Source organism: Aquimarina sp. 433 (assembly GCF_054054605.1).
In genome coordinates, this window is record NZ_JBSWZK010000007.1 from 161191 (window position 1) to 178702 (window position 17512).

At 34.6% G+C, this 17512-nt stretch carries 10 protein-coding genes; 5 read left to right on the top strand and 5 right to left on the bottom strand.

Translation table 11 applies throughout. The features are described from left to right. Nucleotides 1-280: 280 nt before the first annotated feature. The 5 genes from ACWNT5_RS15440 to ACWNT5_RS15460 all read right to left on the bottom strand — a co-directional run bounded on the left by ACWNT5_RS15440 (nucleotide 281) and on the right by ACWNT5_RS15460 (nucleotide 9738). On the bottom strand, nucleotides 281-634 hold the full coding sequence (locus ACWNT5_RS15440; RefSeq protein ID WP_299607043.1) for a hypothetical protein: 354 nt from the start codon (nucleotides 632-634) through the stop codon (nucleotides 281-283). Nucleotides 635-1056: 422 nt separating this feature from the next. Next, nucleotides 1057-3834: an alpha-amylase family glycosyl hydrolase gene (locus ACWNT5_RS15445; RefSeq protein WP_456517842.1), complete on the bottom strand. Its 2778-nt coding sequence runs from the start codon at nucleotides 3832-3834 to the stop codon at nucleotides 1057-1059. Nucleotides 3835-3903: 69 nt separating this feature from the next. Continuing rightward, nucleotides 3904-5121, bottom strand: coding sequence for a SusF/SusE family outer membrane protein (locus ACWNT5_RS15450; protein ID WP_299607045.1), 1218 nt, complete (start codon nucleotides 5119-5121; stop codon nucleotides 3904-3906). Nucleotides 5122-5154: 33 nt separating this feature from the next. Then, nucleotides 5155-6774, bottom strand: a complete 1620-nt coding sequence (locus tag ACWNT5_RS15455) for a RagB/SusD family nutrient uptake outer membrane protein (protein ID WP_456517843.1) — start codon at nucleotides 6772-6774, stop codon at nucleotides 5155-5157. A 9-nt stretch (nucleotides 6775-6783) separates the two neighbouring features. Beyond that, nucleotides 6784-9738, bottom strand: coding sequence for a SusC/RagA family TonB-linked outer membrane protein (locus tag ACWNT5_RS15460; RefSeq protein WP_299607047.1), 2955 nt, complete (start codon nucleotides 9736-9738; stop codon nucleotides 6784-6786). Between the two features lie 225 nt (nucleotides 9739-9963). On the opposite strand from ACWNT5_RS15460, the gene ACWNT5_RS15465 reads away from it, so the two are divergent. The 5 genes from ACWNT5_RS15465 to ACWNT5_RS15485 all read left to right on the top strand — a co-directional run bounded on the left by ACWNT5_RS15465 (nucleotide 9964) and on the right by ACWNT5_RS15485 (nucleotide 17507). Continuing rightward, a complete protein-coding gene (locus ACWNT5_RS15465; protein ID WP_299607048.1) occupies nucleotides 9964-10986 on the top strand; it encodes a LacI family DNA-binding transcriptional regulator in 1023 nt (340 codons plus the stop codon). A 132-nt stretch (nucleotides 10987-11118) separates the two neighbouring features. After that, nucleotides 11119-12468 carry an MFS transporter gene (locus tag ACWNT5_RS15470; protein ID WP_299607049.1) on the top strand — a complete coding sequence of 450 codons (1350 nt, stop codon included), beginning with the start codon at nucleotides 11119-11121 and terminating at the stop codon, nucleotides 12466-12468. A 5-nt stretch (nucleotides 12469-12473) separates the two neighbouring features. Continuing rightward, complete coding sequence (gene pgmB / locus ACWNT5_RS15475) at nucleotides 12474-13136, top strand: beta-phosphoglucomutase (RefSeq protein ID WP_299607050.1); 663 nt, start codon at nucleotides 12474-12476, stop codon at nucleotides 13134-13136. Nucleotides 13137-13218: 82 nt separating this feature from the next. Further along, nucleotides 13219-15525 (top strand): glycoside hydrolase family 65 protein, encoded by a 2307-nt coding sequence (locus ACWNT5_RS15480; protein WP_456517844.1) that lies wholly within the window; start codon nucleotides 13219-13221, stop codon nucleotides 15523-15525. Between the two features lie 119 nt (nucleotides 15526-15644). Continuing rightward, nucleotides 15645-17507: a glycoside hydrolase family 13 protein gene (locus ACWNT5_RS15485; RefSeq protein WP_456517845.1), complete on the top strand. Its 1863-nt coding sequence runs from the start codon at nucleotides 15645-15647 to the stop codon at nucleotides 17505-17507. Nucleotides 17508-17512 lie beyond the last annotated feature (5 nt).

Sequence of the window (17512 nt, forward strand, 5' to 3'; positions counted from 1 at the left end):
CCTAGGATTTGTTACCCACCTAAAATGATTTTTTAATATTGTACGAGTGTAATTGTAGGTTTTCGTTATAGTTGAGACACTTTAATGTGTTCGGATTCAGGTGTTTTAAGTATGAATGTTTTTTCAAGATCATAGAGAGTATTTTTATGTTGAAATTTGTAATTCTATGGCTTATAATTGTTTTGTAGGGTTTTAGAGCGATATAGTTTTAAGATTGATCTCTTAATGAAACATTATCAAAAGCTATTAGTTGATCGTTAAACTCTTCATTTTAAAGTTTTTATTTTTGGTCTTCGTAAAACGTTAGAATCTCATTATACATGCAACGATCCATAACCATGGAATATAGTTTTTCTTCTAATTGTTCTTTAGTCATTTGAGAGGATATACCTTCATCCAAAAATGCTTCTGATGCAACTTCTTTAATTGTAGTAGGTTCTTCAAAATAAAAAATAAAAAAGTCCCAATCTTCTATTGTGATCGTAGTGATTTTTTGATCTTGTGGAGATTTGTAATATAGTATAATATCATCATTTTCATCTTCATGATAGGTTACTGTTTTATTTAAAATGAATTTAGTTTTAGTTTTTTCATTCCAAGAGGTTTTATTTAACAAATCATAGTGTTTTCTCAAATAGAGAAAACGTTTTTCACTAATACCTTTAAAATTAGGGTCGTATAGTTTAAGCTTTCAAAAGATTAAAAATTAATAATTATTGATAGTATACTATTATTATCTAGTGCATAAAAGGAAGAGAATGTTACTAGAAGAAAATCTACTTAAACGTTGTAGCGTTAATAAGTTGTGGTTTTTATCAATTTTTAACACGATTTTGAAGAGAATCACATTTATTGTGGTGGTGTTTTGTTATATTTTAATTTCGCAATGTTTGCTGATTCGAATATCAATCATAAGCTATATATGATTGATATAAAGACATTAGCTGATAAAATTAATTTAGTGAAGAAATTTTTGGTTTTGGATGGTTAGAATCAAATAAAAAAAGGAGTGCTTATGTGACACTCCTTTTTAAAAATACATGCGCGTTATACGTCTTAGCGCAAACTCAACTTGGTGGTGGCTATTCCTTTTTCATTCTGGATTTGTACTAGATAGAGTCCTCTAGCCAGATCTCCTATTTCAAAACTACTTCCAGCTTCAAAATTACCTTCAAACTTTTTAGCAAGTGCTCCTGTGATATTATACACAAATACCTTTTGCACGGATTCATTAATACTAAAGGCCGTTTTTGCAGGGTTAGGATAAGCATTGAAACTGGTAATATTATCAATATCAGGAGTACTTAAGCTTCTTTGTTCGTTAGCATATACTTTAAATTCTCCTGGCTCCAAGCTAATCGTAGCATTTACGTCGGTTACTTCAATACTTGCACCTGTATCATCTAATAAATCATACCAAGTACCAGTTTCCTGAAAGGTTGGATTGATAGAAAGTGTATTTACTCCGAAATTACCAATAATCGTTACATATTTAATCTCATCTCCAGTGGCAGAATTATTAGTTAGTTGAATTTTCTTGGATGTTGGAGAAGCTACAGATAAAGTGAAGTCATCTGTTTTAAAAATATCTTCATTTAACTTTAACTGAATAAGTTTGGTATACAAATCATATACGTCTTTTCTATCTGCAACGTCAAAGTAATCCCAACGAATTGGTTTTGGATCAGTTCTACAATTATCACTATTACTTCCATCCTGACAGCGGTTGATACTAAATTCATATCCTAATTCCCCGAATTGCCAAATCATTTTCGGTCCTGGTATTGTAAAATAGAATGCACCTGCTAACTCTACGCGATCTAATGCGGTAGATAATTCTGTTACATCATAGGTTGGAGCATTTGTAGCATTACCAAACTGAATGTTTTTGTACATTAAACGCTCTTCGTCATGACTTTCCATATAACTTATATTAGACGGTGTCGTCCAACCACGAGATAAATAGGAAACTGATTGAAAATTAGAATCTCCATATCCCATTGTTGCTTGGTTGTAGTTGAAATTATGATTCCCCCATACTAACATTCCTTCGTTAATAAGTATAGTTTCTTCTGTATTAGGTGCAAAATGCTCAAGAATAACATAAGCATTTGGATCTACTGATTGAATGGCAGTATTCATTCTTGTTAGGATATTTATACGACTTTGATCGAATGAACCTCCATCTCCAATGGTATTTGTAAATCCTTTTGTAAAGTCGAATCTAAATCCATCTACATTATACTCGGTTAACCAAAATTCATTTAATCGATCTATGTATTCCTCTGTGGCAGAAGATTCATGATCAATATCATTAAAGAAAGAAAATGTAGGGTTGGAATCTGTTTGTCTAAATATTGGATTTTCTGCCGTAGCTTGACCATTGTAACAACCATTACAATCATTCCACATTCTATAATACGGGTTTTGACCAGTAGCATGATTATACACTACATCCAGAATTACAGCAATTCCTCTAGCATGGCATTCATCTACAAATTGTTTAAAGGAAGTTGGTGTACCATAATATTTATCTAAAGCCATATGGAAAGAAGGGTTGTATCCCCAACTTATGTTTCCATCAAATTCTGAAACAGGCATTAATTCTATGGCATTAATTCCTAAGTCTTGTAAATAGTCTAGTCTATTTTTTACGGCGTCGAAAGTATGTAAATTGTCGAAATCACGAATTAACAATTCATAAATAACTAAATCCGTTACTTCTGGTCTCTGAAAGTCCGTAGTTTGCCATACATATTCGGTTTCACCAGTTTTAAACCATGAAACCGCATCATTTGTTTTCCCCGTAGGATAGCTTGGTAAATCAGGGAAAGTAGCATTGTCAATAAAAACATCATTAAATTCAGATAGAATCAAAGTAGAGTAGGGGTCAGCAACCGAAATTGATGCATCTACAACATACTGATAAAGTATATCTGAGCTATTCGGCATATCTATAGTAATCCAGAATCTATCTTGTGCACTATCTTTATTTAATAAATAGGTGTTGTCTAAACTCCAGTCATTACCATTAAAATTACCTTTAATATGTACATAATCTTTTCCTGGTGCAAAAAGAACGAATGTTGCAGAGGTGCCATTCAAGTTTAATCCATCTTCCATTCCAGTTGGAACTGGAGATTCTGTGACTACAGGCGTTGTAATTGCAGAGAATGTTTCGGTTAGGGAATTAGACGTTCCAGTTTCTGTAGCTATAAGTTCAAAATCAACACCTTCTGTGATTGTATAGTTGTTGGTGTAGTTTGTAATCCCAGTTTGTGTATCTACCGACATTCCGTTAGCAAATAGTTCAAAATCAGCATTAATTGTAGTGGTAGCAGAAATTGCTAAATCACTACCGTTATCAATAATACTTACAGCATCAGTTGGTGTATTTAAAGTAAGTTGAAAAATTCCTACTTCTACAAGATTATCCTGAGTTTTATTGTCGCCGGTTCCATCTTGAGCCTTAGCTAACATTCCAATTCTTCCTATTCCTGTAGCGCCGTAAAAAGTAGTAGGAGTTAAGGTAATAGAATAGGTTCCGTCTCCGTTGGCTGTAAATACTTGCGGAGTTGTAGCATTTGAAGAGTCGGTCCAATCTCCATTATTCGGAGCATTACCTGCAAAATCATCATTAAGATCAAAATACCAAGCCCATAAATAGAGATCACCATTTCCCCAAAGGCTAAGATCGATTCCTGAAACTGTAATGGTAATCTCATCATCTTCATTAAAAGCAGCCGGGTCAATTGTAAAGGTAGCATTTTGTTGTTGCGCATGAGCTAAGGTCAATCCTAGAAAGAATAGGAATAATAAAGTAAATTTTTTCATGACTATATATTTTTATTTAGAATACAAAAAGGCTGTTATTAAACAGCCTTTTTGATAACTAAGGATATATTATTCTACTATTGGAATAAGTACATAACTTCCGTTAAGATCGTTAAACCAAATATCGTATACACCTTCTCTAGATACCGGAATGTTTGGTCCACCCATGGTACCAAAACCTGTAAGTTCGGTATTGTTACCCCAATTTACAGCCCAATCATCATCTGCTCTAAATTTGATCTCTCCAACTTCTAGAGTTATCCCGTTAACATACCAAATATGCGGATCAAAACTTGACTGAGTTAAGTCCATATCACTTTGCCATCCATCAGGAGTTCCGTCACCATCATCGTCAGCGCTGTTAGTGGCATTACCAATAACACCAATTGTAGCATATGTTGGAGAAGTACTTGCATCAAAAGGATCAAATGTATGAGATAAATTATCTGGGTCTACAGAAACAGTTAATGTGTAATATCCAGTTGCAGGAACTACAAAAGATCCTGGATCTCCACCAAGAATATCACTACTTGTAAAAGATCCACCATCTAATCCCCATTGTGGTTGCCATTGCCCTTTAGTCTCAAGCAATTTAAACTCGTTAGCTACAAAATATCCAGTAAAGCTATAAGAATTTTCATTTCCTGGATCTCTAGTTAATGGAGTGTTATTATTGTTATTATTCCAGTCTGCTGCGGTTGCGTTTCCAACTAAAAATAATTCTCTTAACAAAACAACTGGTTCTTCACCAGTAGGCTCAGGCAAGAATACAGCTAAGGGTAATACATCAGAAATCGTAGAAGGACCATCTGTTGTCGTACCTACTGATGCTACTAATCTAAAGAATAGTTCACCTGCATTGTTTGGTAATGGGTTCCCATCACCATCAAGAACTGGGTTTCCGTCTCCGTCGACTTGAGTTGTTTCTGGATCATTATCTATTCCCGCGATTGCAGCAAGATCAAATAACTGCTTTACTGTTATTGCAATATCATTCGCAGACGTAGTTCCAAGGGATTCAAAAGTATCAAATGAAGACATCGCTGATCCTTGAAGTTCATAACTGATAGCGGTCTCAACTCCAAAATCAGGAGATTGCCATACAAATCTTTCTGCTGTGTTGTCAAAAGTTTCAGCTGTTAAAACATATTCTGATGAAAAAGAATTTACAAAAGTTATAGCTTCAACAGGGTCTTGTGCTGTAAATACAAGCGCGTCATCGTCGGTACATGCATTGAAGGTAATAACACCAACAAATGCTAGAATTAATATTAGTACTTTTTTCATTTTGCTTTTATTTTTAAGAATTGAGTTTAATAATTAATAACCAGGATTCTGGCCTAAATTTTGGTTGGCAGCTCTTGCCGCATCTGGAATAGGGAATAGGTCTCTGAATGCAGGAATTGAGATTCCATTCTGAGAATTTCCTTTAAGAGCCCAGTTATAGCTTCCTCCGGAGAAAAGTCCAAAACGTATCAGGTCTTGTCTTCTATGTCCTTCCCAATATAATTCTCTTGCTCTTTCATCGATGATAAAATCAAGATCAACATCAGCTAAAGAAACAGTAGCTGAATTACTTCTATTTCTAAGATCATTGATATAACCTAAAGCAATGTTTTCATCGCCTCCTCCTCCACGAAGATTGGCTTCTGCATATATTAGATAAAAATCAGCTAATCTAAAAAGAGGAAAATCAACATCTGAGAATGTATTATTAGCATCTGTTCCGGTGTCACCTCCAGTCGTTACGTTCGTATATTTTTCTAAAACGAAACCTGTACTAGGATCTGTAATATTGGTAATTTCTGCTGTTCTGTCTTCTTTTAAGATGGTATTTCGTTCGTCGCTTGTAAAAGCAGCATCATCAAATTTCTCAGCAAATTGAGGTGATATTCTAATAGCGCCACCCCAACCTCCGGCGGATACACCAAGGTTTTCTCCATTTTGCTCAATACTTCCTACAGCACCATTTGTCATTACCGTTGTAGGACCAAAATTTTGTACAAATTGACCATCGGCAATTAAAGGAAAAATAATCTCGTTAGCTGCCTGATTTGTATCATTATCACCTCTAAAAAGATCTTTATACGTATTCGCTAAAGTGTACCCTCCGTTTATAATTCTTTCACAATAAGTGATACAATCACTATATCTATTGCTTCCAATATAAACTTCTGCGTTCAAATAAATTTTGGCAAGTATTGCCCAAGCTACTCCTTTATCAGCTCTTCCATATTGATTTTGTCTAGGGTCCGCAAGCTCAGGTTCTATAGCTAGTAATTCAGTTTCTATAAGGTCAAACAATTCCTGACGATTCATTTCAGGTCCTTGAGTATTTCCCACTGCATCGTTTTCAGTGTATAGCGGAGCTCTTCCGTAAGAATCCATTAGATGATAATAAGCCAATGCTCTTATTAGTCGCGCTTCTGCTCTGTAAGCAGCTATTTCTGTTCTTAATTCACCATTAACTCCTCTCGAATTTAACTTATCATCAGTAGTTTGGCGTAAGAACTCATTGGATAATGCAACTGAATACATCGCTCTACTAAAGAATCCACGAAGAATAGTATTCGCTCCTGTCCAAGTAGAAGTTTGTAAATCATCTATAAATCCACTTTCATCGTTAATATAGGTCCATACAATTTCATCTGTACTAAATATTTGCATGTTCATAATACCACGACCATATTGACTCGTACCCGCATCCAGTCCTCCAATGTTAGAAGAAGTAGGGCCTGTTAATCCTGTAAGAGAGAAGTTTCCATATACTCCTGCGATAGCTTGCTCATAAGCTCCAGGTTCAGAATAGAATTCTTCATCAATAAAAACTCTGTCATCTCTTGGATCTTGATCTAAATCACTTGTACAAGAATTTAAGATTATGACTCCCATCACCATCATTAAATACTTGAAATAATTAGTTTTTATATTCGTTTTCATAACAATAAATTAAAATTTTACATTAGCTCCCATTAAGAAGGTTCTTGCGCGAGGGAAGATAGTTTGATCGATCCCGGAAAAGATTTCAGGATCTAATCCCGAATATTCAGTCAATATAAATACGTTTTGAATACCACCCCATAATCGTATTGAAGACGTATCTCCAAAGAACTTATTAAAGGTATATCCTAAAGTGATATTATCCATTTTTAAAAAGGAAGCATTTTCCACATAAATGTCTGATTGGAATGTGTCTCCGAAAACATTAAAATTAGTGTCTAATACCGACGTGTTTATATTAGCTAGTGTTCCATTGTTATTTATAGCATTGTATGTTGCCAAGTTTTCTACTGCGTTAAATACATAATTACCAAGGCTCGCTCTAAGATTAAATGAAAAATCAAATCCCTTGTAAGTCATATTGGATTGGAATCCCATTGTTACATCAGCATCACGATTTCGATAAATATATCTATCATCACTGTTGATAATGTTATCACCATTTAAATCAGCATATGCACCTTCTATAGGAGCACCATTTTCGTCATATAATTGTTTGAATACCAAAAATGAAAAAGGAGCGAAACCTTCTCTGTGTAGTTGAACATTACCACCTGTACCTCCAACAGAAGCACCAACTAGTTGATCTTCGCCACCCACAAGCTTTTGAACTTCTTGGTCAATCATCGCAGCGTTATAATTGATATTCCATGAAAAGTTTTCATTCCTTACAATATCTGCATTAAGATTTAGTTCTATACCTTCCGTTAATAATTCTCCAAGATTCTGCTGCCCAATATTTCCAAAGTTAGCACCATCTGGTAAACTACCACTAATAAATAGATCTTCCGTTTCTCTACGGTAAACATCTACAGATCCGTTGATTCTATCATTGAATAATCCAAAGTCTAAACCAATGTTGTATTGAGTAGCAACTTCCCATTTTAATTCTTCATTTCTTAGAGATGGATTAGCAACAGTTATAGAAGCATCTCCAAATATATACTGAGAAGTGTTTTGACTTAATTGATATTGTGCTATATATGGTAATTTGTTAAATTGTCCTGCTCCGATATTCTCCTGACCAGTAACACCATATCCTAAACGCAGTTTTAAATTGCTCAATGTTTGGGAATCCGCTAAGAAGTTTTCGTCGGAAATATTCCATGCAAATGCAGCTGATGGAAAATTACCCCATCTGTTATCTTCACTAAATCTTGATGTTCCATCTCTTCTGTATGATAGTGTTAATAAATACTTGTCATTTACAGAAAGATTTGCTCTACCGAAAAAAGCTACTAACACTAGATCTGGATCAAATGCTCTAATGGCTTGATTAGACTCGTTATCACCTCTTAGTTCACCAGTATTAGAATCTTCAACTCTAAAGTTTTGATAAGAGTATCCTCCAGTTAGGTCTAAATTGAAACCTCCAAAATCTTTCTTATAATTTAAGTAAGAATCAAATAACGTATTTCTTCTATAACTTTCAAATTCAGTTCTAGAACCATCTAAAGTACCATCAGAAGATAGTTGTCCGCTGCTATTCTGTCTTGATAGTTCATTGAAACCATCACCATTCTGCTCATCAAAACCTACATTTACTGTAGCTGTTAGTTCTGGTAAAAACCAAAAAGAATAATCTACTTTGAAATTTCCAAAGTAACGGTCTACTTGACTACGGTTATTTCTTTGCAATAGCGAAGCTACTGGGTTAGAAACAGCAAGAACGTCATTGAATGAACCATCTGGATTTATGCTATCATATTCAAAAAAACCACCAAAGGGAGAGTTGGGATCTATCACAGGTTGTGTTGGATCAAAAGCAAGAGCTGCTCCTTCAACACCATTAGCAAATCTTCTTTTTTCAAAAGTAGCATTTGCATTTAAGTTGAACTTTAGGTTTCCATTTAAAAAAGTGGGATTAAGTACTAAAGCTGCGGTACTTCTTTCAAATTCACTAGTTAATCGTAGTCCTCCTTGATCAAGATGTCCTAATGATAATCTAACAGGCAAAACATCAAACAAAGAACCTCTTATAGAAATGTTGTTATCCGTCGATACTGCATTTCTATATATTTCTTTTTGCCAGTCAGTATTTGCATTTCCTAATAAAGTAGGATCGATATTATTATTCACTAAAGCTTGTTCTCTGACAACATCGCGAAATTCATTAGCTGAAAAAACATCTATTGTATTAGGAATTGTGTAAATACCTGATTGAAAATTATAATCTACCTGAAACCCCTTACTTCCTTTTATAGTTTCGATGATGATAACTCCCGCAGATGCTCTATTACCATAAATAGCAGCTGCAGATGCATCTTTTAGTACGGTGAAAGATTTAATGTTGTTAGGGTTTATCGAAGAAAGGATTGATTGCGAACCTCCAACTACATTGTTATTAACAGGTAACCCGTCAATTACAATCAATGGATCATTGGAAGCAGCAAGAGAACCACCTCCACGAATTCTGATAGCTGCACCAGATCCAGGAGCACCACCTGCATTAATATTAACACCAGCAACACGACCATTTAATAAATTTTCTGGAGATACAATGTTCCCTTTATTAAAGTCATCGGCAGTTACAGTACTTACGGAACCGGTTAAATCTTTTTTTCTAGCAGCACCATAACCAATAACTACTACTTGTTCTAGTTCAGCAGCGTCTTCTTGTAAAACAACATCAATTCTATTGTTTCCAGAATATGTAAATTCTTGTGCAATAAAACCAACGTAAGAGAATTCAATAATATCTCCATTGTTTACACCTTTAAGGGAATAGTTACCATCAAAATCGGATGATGTCCCATTTGTTGTCCCCTTAATTATGATATTCACACCGGGAATCGGTTGACCATTTCCAGCATCAGTTACAGTACCGGTGACCGTCGACTGTGCAAAAAAGCTCATTGGTATCAACCACAATAAAAACAATGCGCTTTTAGTAAATGTTTTCATATAATATTAAATTAGTTTTTAATTGTTTTTAGCCTTATATTTTCACTTTCTGAGAACCAATGTATGTAAAATCTGTGTTAAATTTCAGGTACGGTGTAGCCGTAACCTTACGAAAACGTTTGCGTGTGGATAACTTTTAAAATTCTGTTAAAATTTTAAGGGTAATTGTGATCATATCGCATATTTTCGCATTAAAATTTAGCTTTTAATAAAAATTCAAGGGAAATGAAGCAAAAAGTTACGTTAAAACAAATAGCAAAAGAGCTCGATGTATCCATCTCTACAGTGTCAAAAGCATTAAAAGATAGTGTAGAAATTAGCCTAGATACTAGACAAAAGGTAAAAGCTTTCGCTAAGTTGTATAATTACAAACCTAACAACATTGCACTGAGTCTTAAAAACCGAAAAACCAAGACTATAGGGGTGATTATTCCAGAGATTGTTCACCATTTTTTTACCACTGTTATTGGAGGAGTAGAAAAGGTTGCAAATGAAAAAGGATATAATGTAATCATTTGTTCGTCTAATAATTCCTTTGACAAAGAGGTGATCAATTTAGAAATGCTAGCCAGTGGTAGTGCAGATGGATTTATCTTATCTGTGGCGAAAGAAACACAACAAAAGAAGGACTATCATCATATCGAAGAGACGATGAGTCAAGGAATGCCAGTAGTGCTTTTTGATAGAATTATAGATGAACTCGTTTGTGATAAGGTGATTATAGATGATGGTAAGGGAGCACAAACGGCTACGAATCATCTACTTTCTTTGGGATGTAAAAAAATTGCAATTATTACAACGGTGGATTATATCAGTGTTGGTAAACTTAGAACTAACGGATATTTAAGAGCGCTTCGAGCATACGATATTACTGCTAGAGAAGATTATATCTTAAAGATAGAAGATATAGATAACTGCGAATCTGAAATATCTAGCTTTTTGAAAGATAAAGAGGTAGATGCTATTTTTGCTGTGAATGAATTATTTGCGGTTACAGCTGCAAGAGTTTTACACGAACAAGGTAAAAAAGTCCCGGATGACGTTTCTATAGTTGGATTCACCGATGGCATTTTATCTAAACATTTTATTCCAAGTTTAACGACTATCAGTCAGCATGGAGAAGAGATGGGGATTAGAGCTGCGAAGTTGCTTATTGATAAGCTAGAAGGAGAAGAAGACGTTCCTGAAGAATATAAAACCGTTATTATAGATACTAGCTTAATCCAAAGACAATCAACAAAAAAATAACACACTAAAATTATTTTATTTAAAATAATATAATATATTTGACCTCTATCAGAACTTATATTTTCACTTTCTACTAACATAAGTTTTGATAAGTGTACGCGCTTATCATAGTAATTATTAAAGATTTACTTAATGAACAAGCGTAAGCTAAGTTTCTGGGAAATATGGAACATGAGTTTCGGTTTCTTAGGAATACAAATGGGTTTTGCTTTACAAAATGCAAATGCCAGTAGGATACTTCAGATTTTCGGTGCTGATGTTCATGAATTATCATGGTTTTGGGTTGTAGCACCTTTAACAGGGTTGATCGTGCAACCTATCATCGGATATTACAGTGATAAAACATGGACACGTTTAGGTCGAAGAAGGCCTTTTTTCCTTACAGGAGCAATTCTTGCGTCTATAGGGTTGCTGCTAATGCCTAATGCAGATATGTTCACCGCGTTCTTACCTTCATTATGGGTTGGTGCCGGGATGTTAATGATCATGGATGCTTCTTTTAATGTTGCTATGGAGCCTTTCCGGGCTCTTGTTGCCGATAATCTTCCATCCGATCAGCGAACTCTTGGTTTTAGTGTTCAAACTATTTTAATTGGTATTGGCGCAGTTATAGGATCTTGGTTACCATATGTAATGGCAAACTGGTTAGGTATTTCCAATGAAGCACAAATCGGAGAAGTTCCTTTTCATCTACTTTTATCTTTTATTATCGGGGCAGCAGTATTAATAGGAAGTATACTATTAACTGTTTTTACTACAAAAGAATATTCTCCAGAAGAATTAGCAGCATTTGAAAATGATGAAGAAGGTTTAGAGGAAGAACAATCTTCCTTAATGAACATTTTTTCGGATTTTAGAAAAATGCCATTGACTATGAAACAATTGAGCGGTGTTCAGTTTTTTTCTTGGTTTGGTCTTTTTGGAATGTGGGTTTTTTCAACACCTGCTATAGCACATCATATCTATGATTTACCACTTAGTGATCATAGCAGTGAGGCTTATCAAAATGCTGGAGATTGGGTTGGAGTATTATTTGGGGTTTATAATGCTGTTTCCGCAGTGTTCGCATTCTTTTTACCATACATAGCGTTAAAAATAGGTAGAAAACTAACTCATGCTGTATCTTTGATAATCGGTGGCTTAGGTCTTATTTCCATTTATCTAGCTCCAAACGAAGATTGGTTGATACTTTCTATGGTTGGTATTGGAATTGCTTGGGCAAGTATTCTGGCAATGCCTTATGCAATACTAGCGGGTTCTATTCCTGCGAAAAAAATGGGAGTTTATATGGGGATATTTAACTTCTTTATTGTACTGCCTCAGATTATAAACGCAATTATAGGAGGACCTGTAGTTAAATATTTTTATGGAGGAAATCCAATTTATGCTTTAGTAATTAGTGGTGTGTCTTTTATCATTGCAGCACTATTAGTTATCAGAGTAAAAGATGTTGACGATACTTTAATTAATACAAAAAGTTAAAAAGAATGACGAAAAAAGCATTCATATTTGATCTTGATGGTGTCATTGTAGACACTGCAAAATACCATTTTCTGGCATGGCAAAATTTAGCCAATACACTAGGTATATCTTTTTCTGAAGAACAGAATGAACAATTGAAAGGAGTTAGCCGAATAAAATCCTTAGAGAAAATTTTAGAATGGGGAAATAAAACAATTTCAGAAGAAGAGTTTACGACCTTAATGGCTAAAAAGAATGAGGAGTATCTAAATTATATCGAAACGATGGATACCTCTGAAATTCTGCCTGATGTTCCTAGAGTTTTAGAATATCTTTTAACCGAAGAACAAGCTATAGCTCTGGGTTCTGCCAGTAAAAATGCAAGAGTGATTCTTGATAAGGTATTATTAAAAGAGAAATTTCATGCTATTGTGGATGGTACCGACGTAACCAAAGCAAAGCCAGATCCTGAAGTATTTTTGATTGGGGCACAAAAGTTAGGAGTAGCACCTAAAAATTGTGTTGTTTTTGAAGATTCTGTAGCAGGTATTCAAGCAGCTAATATTGCCAATATGATCAGTATTGGTATTGGAGATCCAAAGGTGTTACACGAAGCAGATTATGTGTTTAAAGATTTTACTGAAATAAAAGAAGAATTCATTAACCAATTAGTTACAACCGAAAAATAATGAGAATAATTTGAGAAATTTCCTTGGGATCATAAATACTTGGGTAGTTTTTCAAACAACTAAAAATTAAAAAAGAGAACCGATGAATCAGGATTATATTAAACCAGATAACTGGTCGATAATTGAAGAAGGATTTGATGTAGAAAGAGTTAAATCCTCAGAAAGTCTTTTTAGTATTGGTAACGGAGCCATGGGGCAACGTGCAAATTTTGAAGAGACGTATACAGGCCCTACTTTTCAGGGAAGTTACATTGCAGGAGTATATTATCCTGATAAAACCCGAGTTGGTTGGTGGAAAAATGGATACCCAGAGTATTTTGCTAAAGTTTTAAATGCTCCGAATTGGATTGGAATTGATGTAGAAATCAATGGAGAGAAACTTGATCTTCATAGGTGTAAAGTAGTGTCAGATTTCCGCAGAGAATTAAATATGAAAGAAGGTTGGTATCAACGTTCTTTTAAAGCCATTCTTCGAAATAATACAGAAGTATCGGTAAAATCAACTCGTTTCCTTAGTCTGGATTTAGATGAAGTAGGAGCGATCAAGTATGAAGTTACACCATTAAATGAGGAAGCTGTTGTAAGTTTTAAGCCCTATATAGATGCTGGAATTACTAATGAAGATAGTAACTGGGATGATAAGTTTTGGGATACTTATGAAGTATCACATAAAGGGAATGCTGCTTTTATTTCGTCTAAAACAATGAAAACTGAATTTCATGTGTGTGCGGGAATGTTAAATCAGTTGTTTTTAGACGGAGAGTTACAGGATGTTTACCCAGTTGTAGAAACTAATAAAACCCTAGCTAGTTTAGGGTATGCAGTGACCGCTAAACAAGGAAAAACTGCTGTTTTATGTAAGTTTGGTGGGTATACGGTATCTCTGAATCATAAGAAAGAAGATATTGCTTCTGCCAGTGCAGCAGTACTTAAGCAAGCTTCAGAATCGGGGTTTGATGCACTTTTGGATTTACAAAAGAAAGCTTGGTCTCGTATATGGGAAATGGCAGATATTGTCATAGATGGAGATGTAAAAGCTCAACAAGGAATACGTTTTAATATTTTTCAACTAAACCAGACGTATCTTGGAAAAGATGCTCGTTTAAATATTGGTCCAAAAGGATTTACTGGAGAAAAGTATGGAGGAAGTACCTACTGGGATACTGAAGCATACTGTATCCCTTTCTATATGGCCACAAAAAATCAGCAAGTTGCTCGTAGCTTACTAAAGTACAGATATAATCACCTAGAAAAAGCTATAGAAAATGCTGAAAAGTTAGGTTTCACCAATGGAGCTGCTTTGTATCCAATGGTTACTATGAATGGAGAAGAGTGCCATAACGAATGGGAGATCACTTTCGAAGAGATTCATAGAAATGGAGCGATGACATTTGCAATCTATAACTATCTTCGTTATACAGGTGATTACAGTTATATTCCCGAAATGGGACTGGAAGTGATGATCGGGGTAGCAAGATTTTGGCATCAGAGAGCGACATTTTCTACAGATAAAGAAAAATATGTCATTCTCGGAGTAACAGGACCAAATGAATATGAAAATAATATCAATAACAATTGGTATACAAATTACCTAGCGAAATGGTGTATTGAGTATTGTGTAGAAAATATCGAAAAGGTAAAGTCAGATTTTAAAGCTGATTACGATAGAATTATTGCCAAAACAAAGCTTGATCAAAAAGAAATTGATCAAATGCTAGAAGTAGCAGAAAAAATGTATTTCCCATATTCAGAAAAACATCAAGTATATCTTCAGCAAGATGGTTTCTTGGATAAAGAGTTAATTACCGTTGAAAATTTAGATAAATCTCAACGTCCTATTAACCAAAAATGGAGTTGGGATAGAATCTTAAGATCTCCTTACATCAAGCAGGCAGATACATTGCAAGGTTTTTATATGTTTGAAGATCATTTTACCAAAGAGGAGTTAGAACGTCATTTTGACTTCTACGAACCTTTTACAGTTCATGAATCCTCACTTTCGCCTTGTGTTCATAGTATACAAGCGGCGGCTTTAGATAGAATGGATCAAGCTTATACATTTTATCTTAGAACATCAAGATTAGATCTTGATGACTACAATAAAGAAGTAGAAGAAGGATTACATATTACAAGCATGGCTGGTACCTGGATGAGTATCGTTGAAGGTTTTGGTGGTCTAAGAGTTAAAAATGACACATTATCTTTTGCGCCTAGAATTCCAAAAGAATGGAAAGGATATACTTTTAATGTTAATTTTAGAGGAAGTATCTTAAAAGTAAACGTTTCTCAAGATGGTACTACCTTTAATCTTGAAGGAGAAAAAGATCTGTTGATATATGTGGATGGTAAGGAGTTTACCATTTCTCCAAATAGTTTAATGAGTGTTTAACTCATTTTTTTAAATGAATTAGTGATACCCCAAAAGCGAAAGTTTTTGGGGTATTTAATTCAATTCTTTATTAAGATTAGGATAAACCTAATTAAATATTACAAATCAAAATTTAAACCATGAAGAACATACTAACCATGCTCTTTGGGTTAATCATTTCATTAACCTTCGGGCAAATAGAAAAAATAGAGCCTCCATTTTGGTGGAGCGATATGAAATCTAGCCAACTACAGCTAATGTGCTATGGTAAAAATATAGCGGAGCATGATGTTGAGAGCAAAACAGTAACTATTACCGATGTTACCAAAACTGAGAATCCTAATTATCTTTTTGTTACCATCGAAACTAAAGGAGTAAAGCCGGGTGAAGTAATTTTAGATTTTACAAAAAACAAGAAGATTGTTTTCTCACAGCCGTATGAATTAAAACAAAGAAGAGAAGGTTCTGCTAACCGAAAAGGATTTGATAGTAGTGATGTTATGTATTTGATCATGCCAGATCGATTTGCAAATGGAAACCCGTCTAATGATTCACATAAAGATACCGTAGAAAAGGCAGATCGGTCTAAACCGGGAGGAAGGCATGGAGGAGATATCCAGGGAATTATTGATCATTTGGATTACCTCAATGAGCTTGGTGCCACAGCGATTTGGAGTACACCTTTATTAGAAGATAATGAGCCTGTGTATTCATATCACACCTATGCACAGAGTGATCTTTATAAAATTGACCCCAGATATGGTACAAATGAAGACTATAAAAGATTAGCAACTGAGATGCATAAATTAGATATGAAGCTAATTATGGATTATGTTACGAATCACTGGGGATCAAAACATTGGATGATCAAAGATTTACCTACAAAGGATTGGATTCACCAGTGGCCAGAGGGTTTTAGAAGAAGTAACTATCGAATGACCACTCAATTTGATATCAATGCGTCTAAAGTAGATGCTAAAGGATGCATGGATGGATGGTTCGATACCACTATGCCAGATATGAATCAGAGTAATCCATTACTTCTTCAGTATATTACACAGAATGCCATTTGGTGGATAGAATATGCAGATTTAGATGGATTTAGAGTAGATACATATTCTTATAACGATAAAGAAGGAATTGCTAAATGGACGAAAGCAATTATGGATGAGTATCCTAATTTCAATATTGTTGGTGAGGTATGGATGCATGATCAGGCACAAATGGCGTATTGGCAAAAGGATAGTAAAATAGGAGCTATCGACAACTTCAATTCTCACCTTCCATCAGTAATGGATTTTACTTTGCATGATGCCATTATGGTTATGTTTCACGAAGAAGGAAATTCTTGGGATAAAGGGATGATACGAGCATATGAAAATTTTACAAATGACTTTTTGTATCCCGATATTAATAACATTCTACTTTTTGCAGGTAATCATGATACGAATAGAATCAATGAAATATATCAGAGTGATATTAGTAAGTACAAGATGGCCATGAGTCTTATTTTTACTACCAGAGGTATCCCTCAGATCTATTATGGAGATGAGATAGGTATGTTGGGAAACCGAGATAAAAAAGGAGATGGTGATATTCGTAGAGACTTTCCTGGAGGTTGGCCAGATGATAAAAGAAGCGCTTTTATTTCTGAAGGAGAAAAGCAAAAGATAGCTGGTAGAACTAAGGATGAAGAAGCCTTTCATGCCTTTACAAAAAAGGTATTGAATTGGAGAAAAAATAGCGAAGCTATACACAAAGGGAAGCTCTTACAATATATCCCTTTTGACAACGTGTATGTTTATTTTAGGTATACCGAAAAGGAACGTGTTATGGTGATTATTAATAATAATTCTGAAGATCAAAAGCTAGATGTTACAAGATTTAAAGAAGGTTTAGAAAATCACAAAGTAGGGAAAGATATTATTACAGATAATACTATTGATTTGACGGAAACTATAGAGATACCTTCTAGAACGTCCATGATACTTACATTACAATAATAAAT

Excerpts from the sequence above, each read along its gene's own strand:
- ACWNT5_RS15460 (WP_299607047.1), bottom strand. The coding sequence starts at position 9,738 with ATGAAAACATTTACTAAAAGCGCATTGTTTTTATTGTGGTTGATACCA.
- ACWNT5_RS15465 (WP_299607048.1), top strand. The coding sequence starts at position 9,964 with ATGAAGCAAAAAGTTACGTTAAAACAAATAGCAAAAGAGCTCGATGTA.
- pgmB (WP_299607050.1), top strand. The coding sequence starts at position 12,474 with ATGACGAAAAAAGCATTCATATTTGATCTTGATGGTGTCATTGTAGAC.
- ACWNT5_RS15470 (WP_299607049.1), top strand. The coding sequence starts at position 11,119 with ATGAACAAGCGTAAGCTAAGTTTCTGGGAAATATGGAACATGAGTTTC.
- ACWNT5_RS15445 (WP_456517842.1), bottom strand. The coding sequence starts at position 3,834 with ATGAAAAAATTTACTTTATTATTCCTATTCTTTCTAGGATTGACCTTA.
- ACWNT5_RS15485 (WP_456517845.1), top strand. The coding sequence starts at position 15,645 with ATGAAGAACATACTAACCATGCTCTTTGGGTTAATCATTTCATTAACC.
- ACWNT5_RS15455 (WP_456517843.1), bottom strand. The coding sequence starts at position 6,774 with ATGAAAACGAATATAAAAACTAATTATTTCAAGTATTTAATGATGGTG.
- ACWNT5_RS15450 (WP_299607045.1), bottom strand. The coding sequence starts at position 5,121 with ATGAAAAAAGTACTAATATTAATTCTAGCATTTGTTGGTGTTATTACC.
- ACWNT5_RS15480 (WP_456517844.1), top strand. The coding sequence starts at position 13,219 with ATGAATCAGGATTATATTAAACCAGATAACTGGTCGATAATTGAAGAA.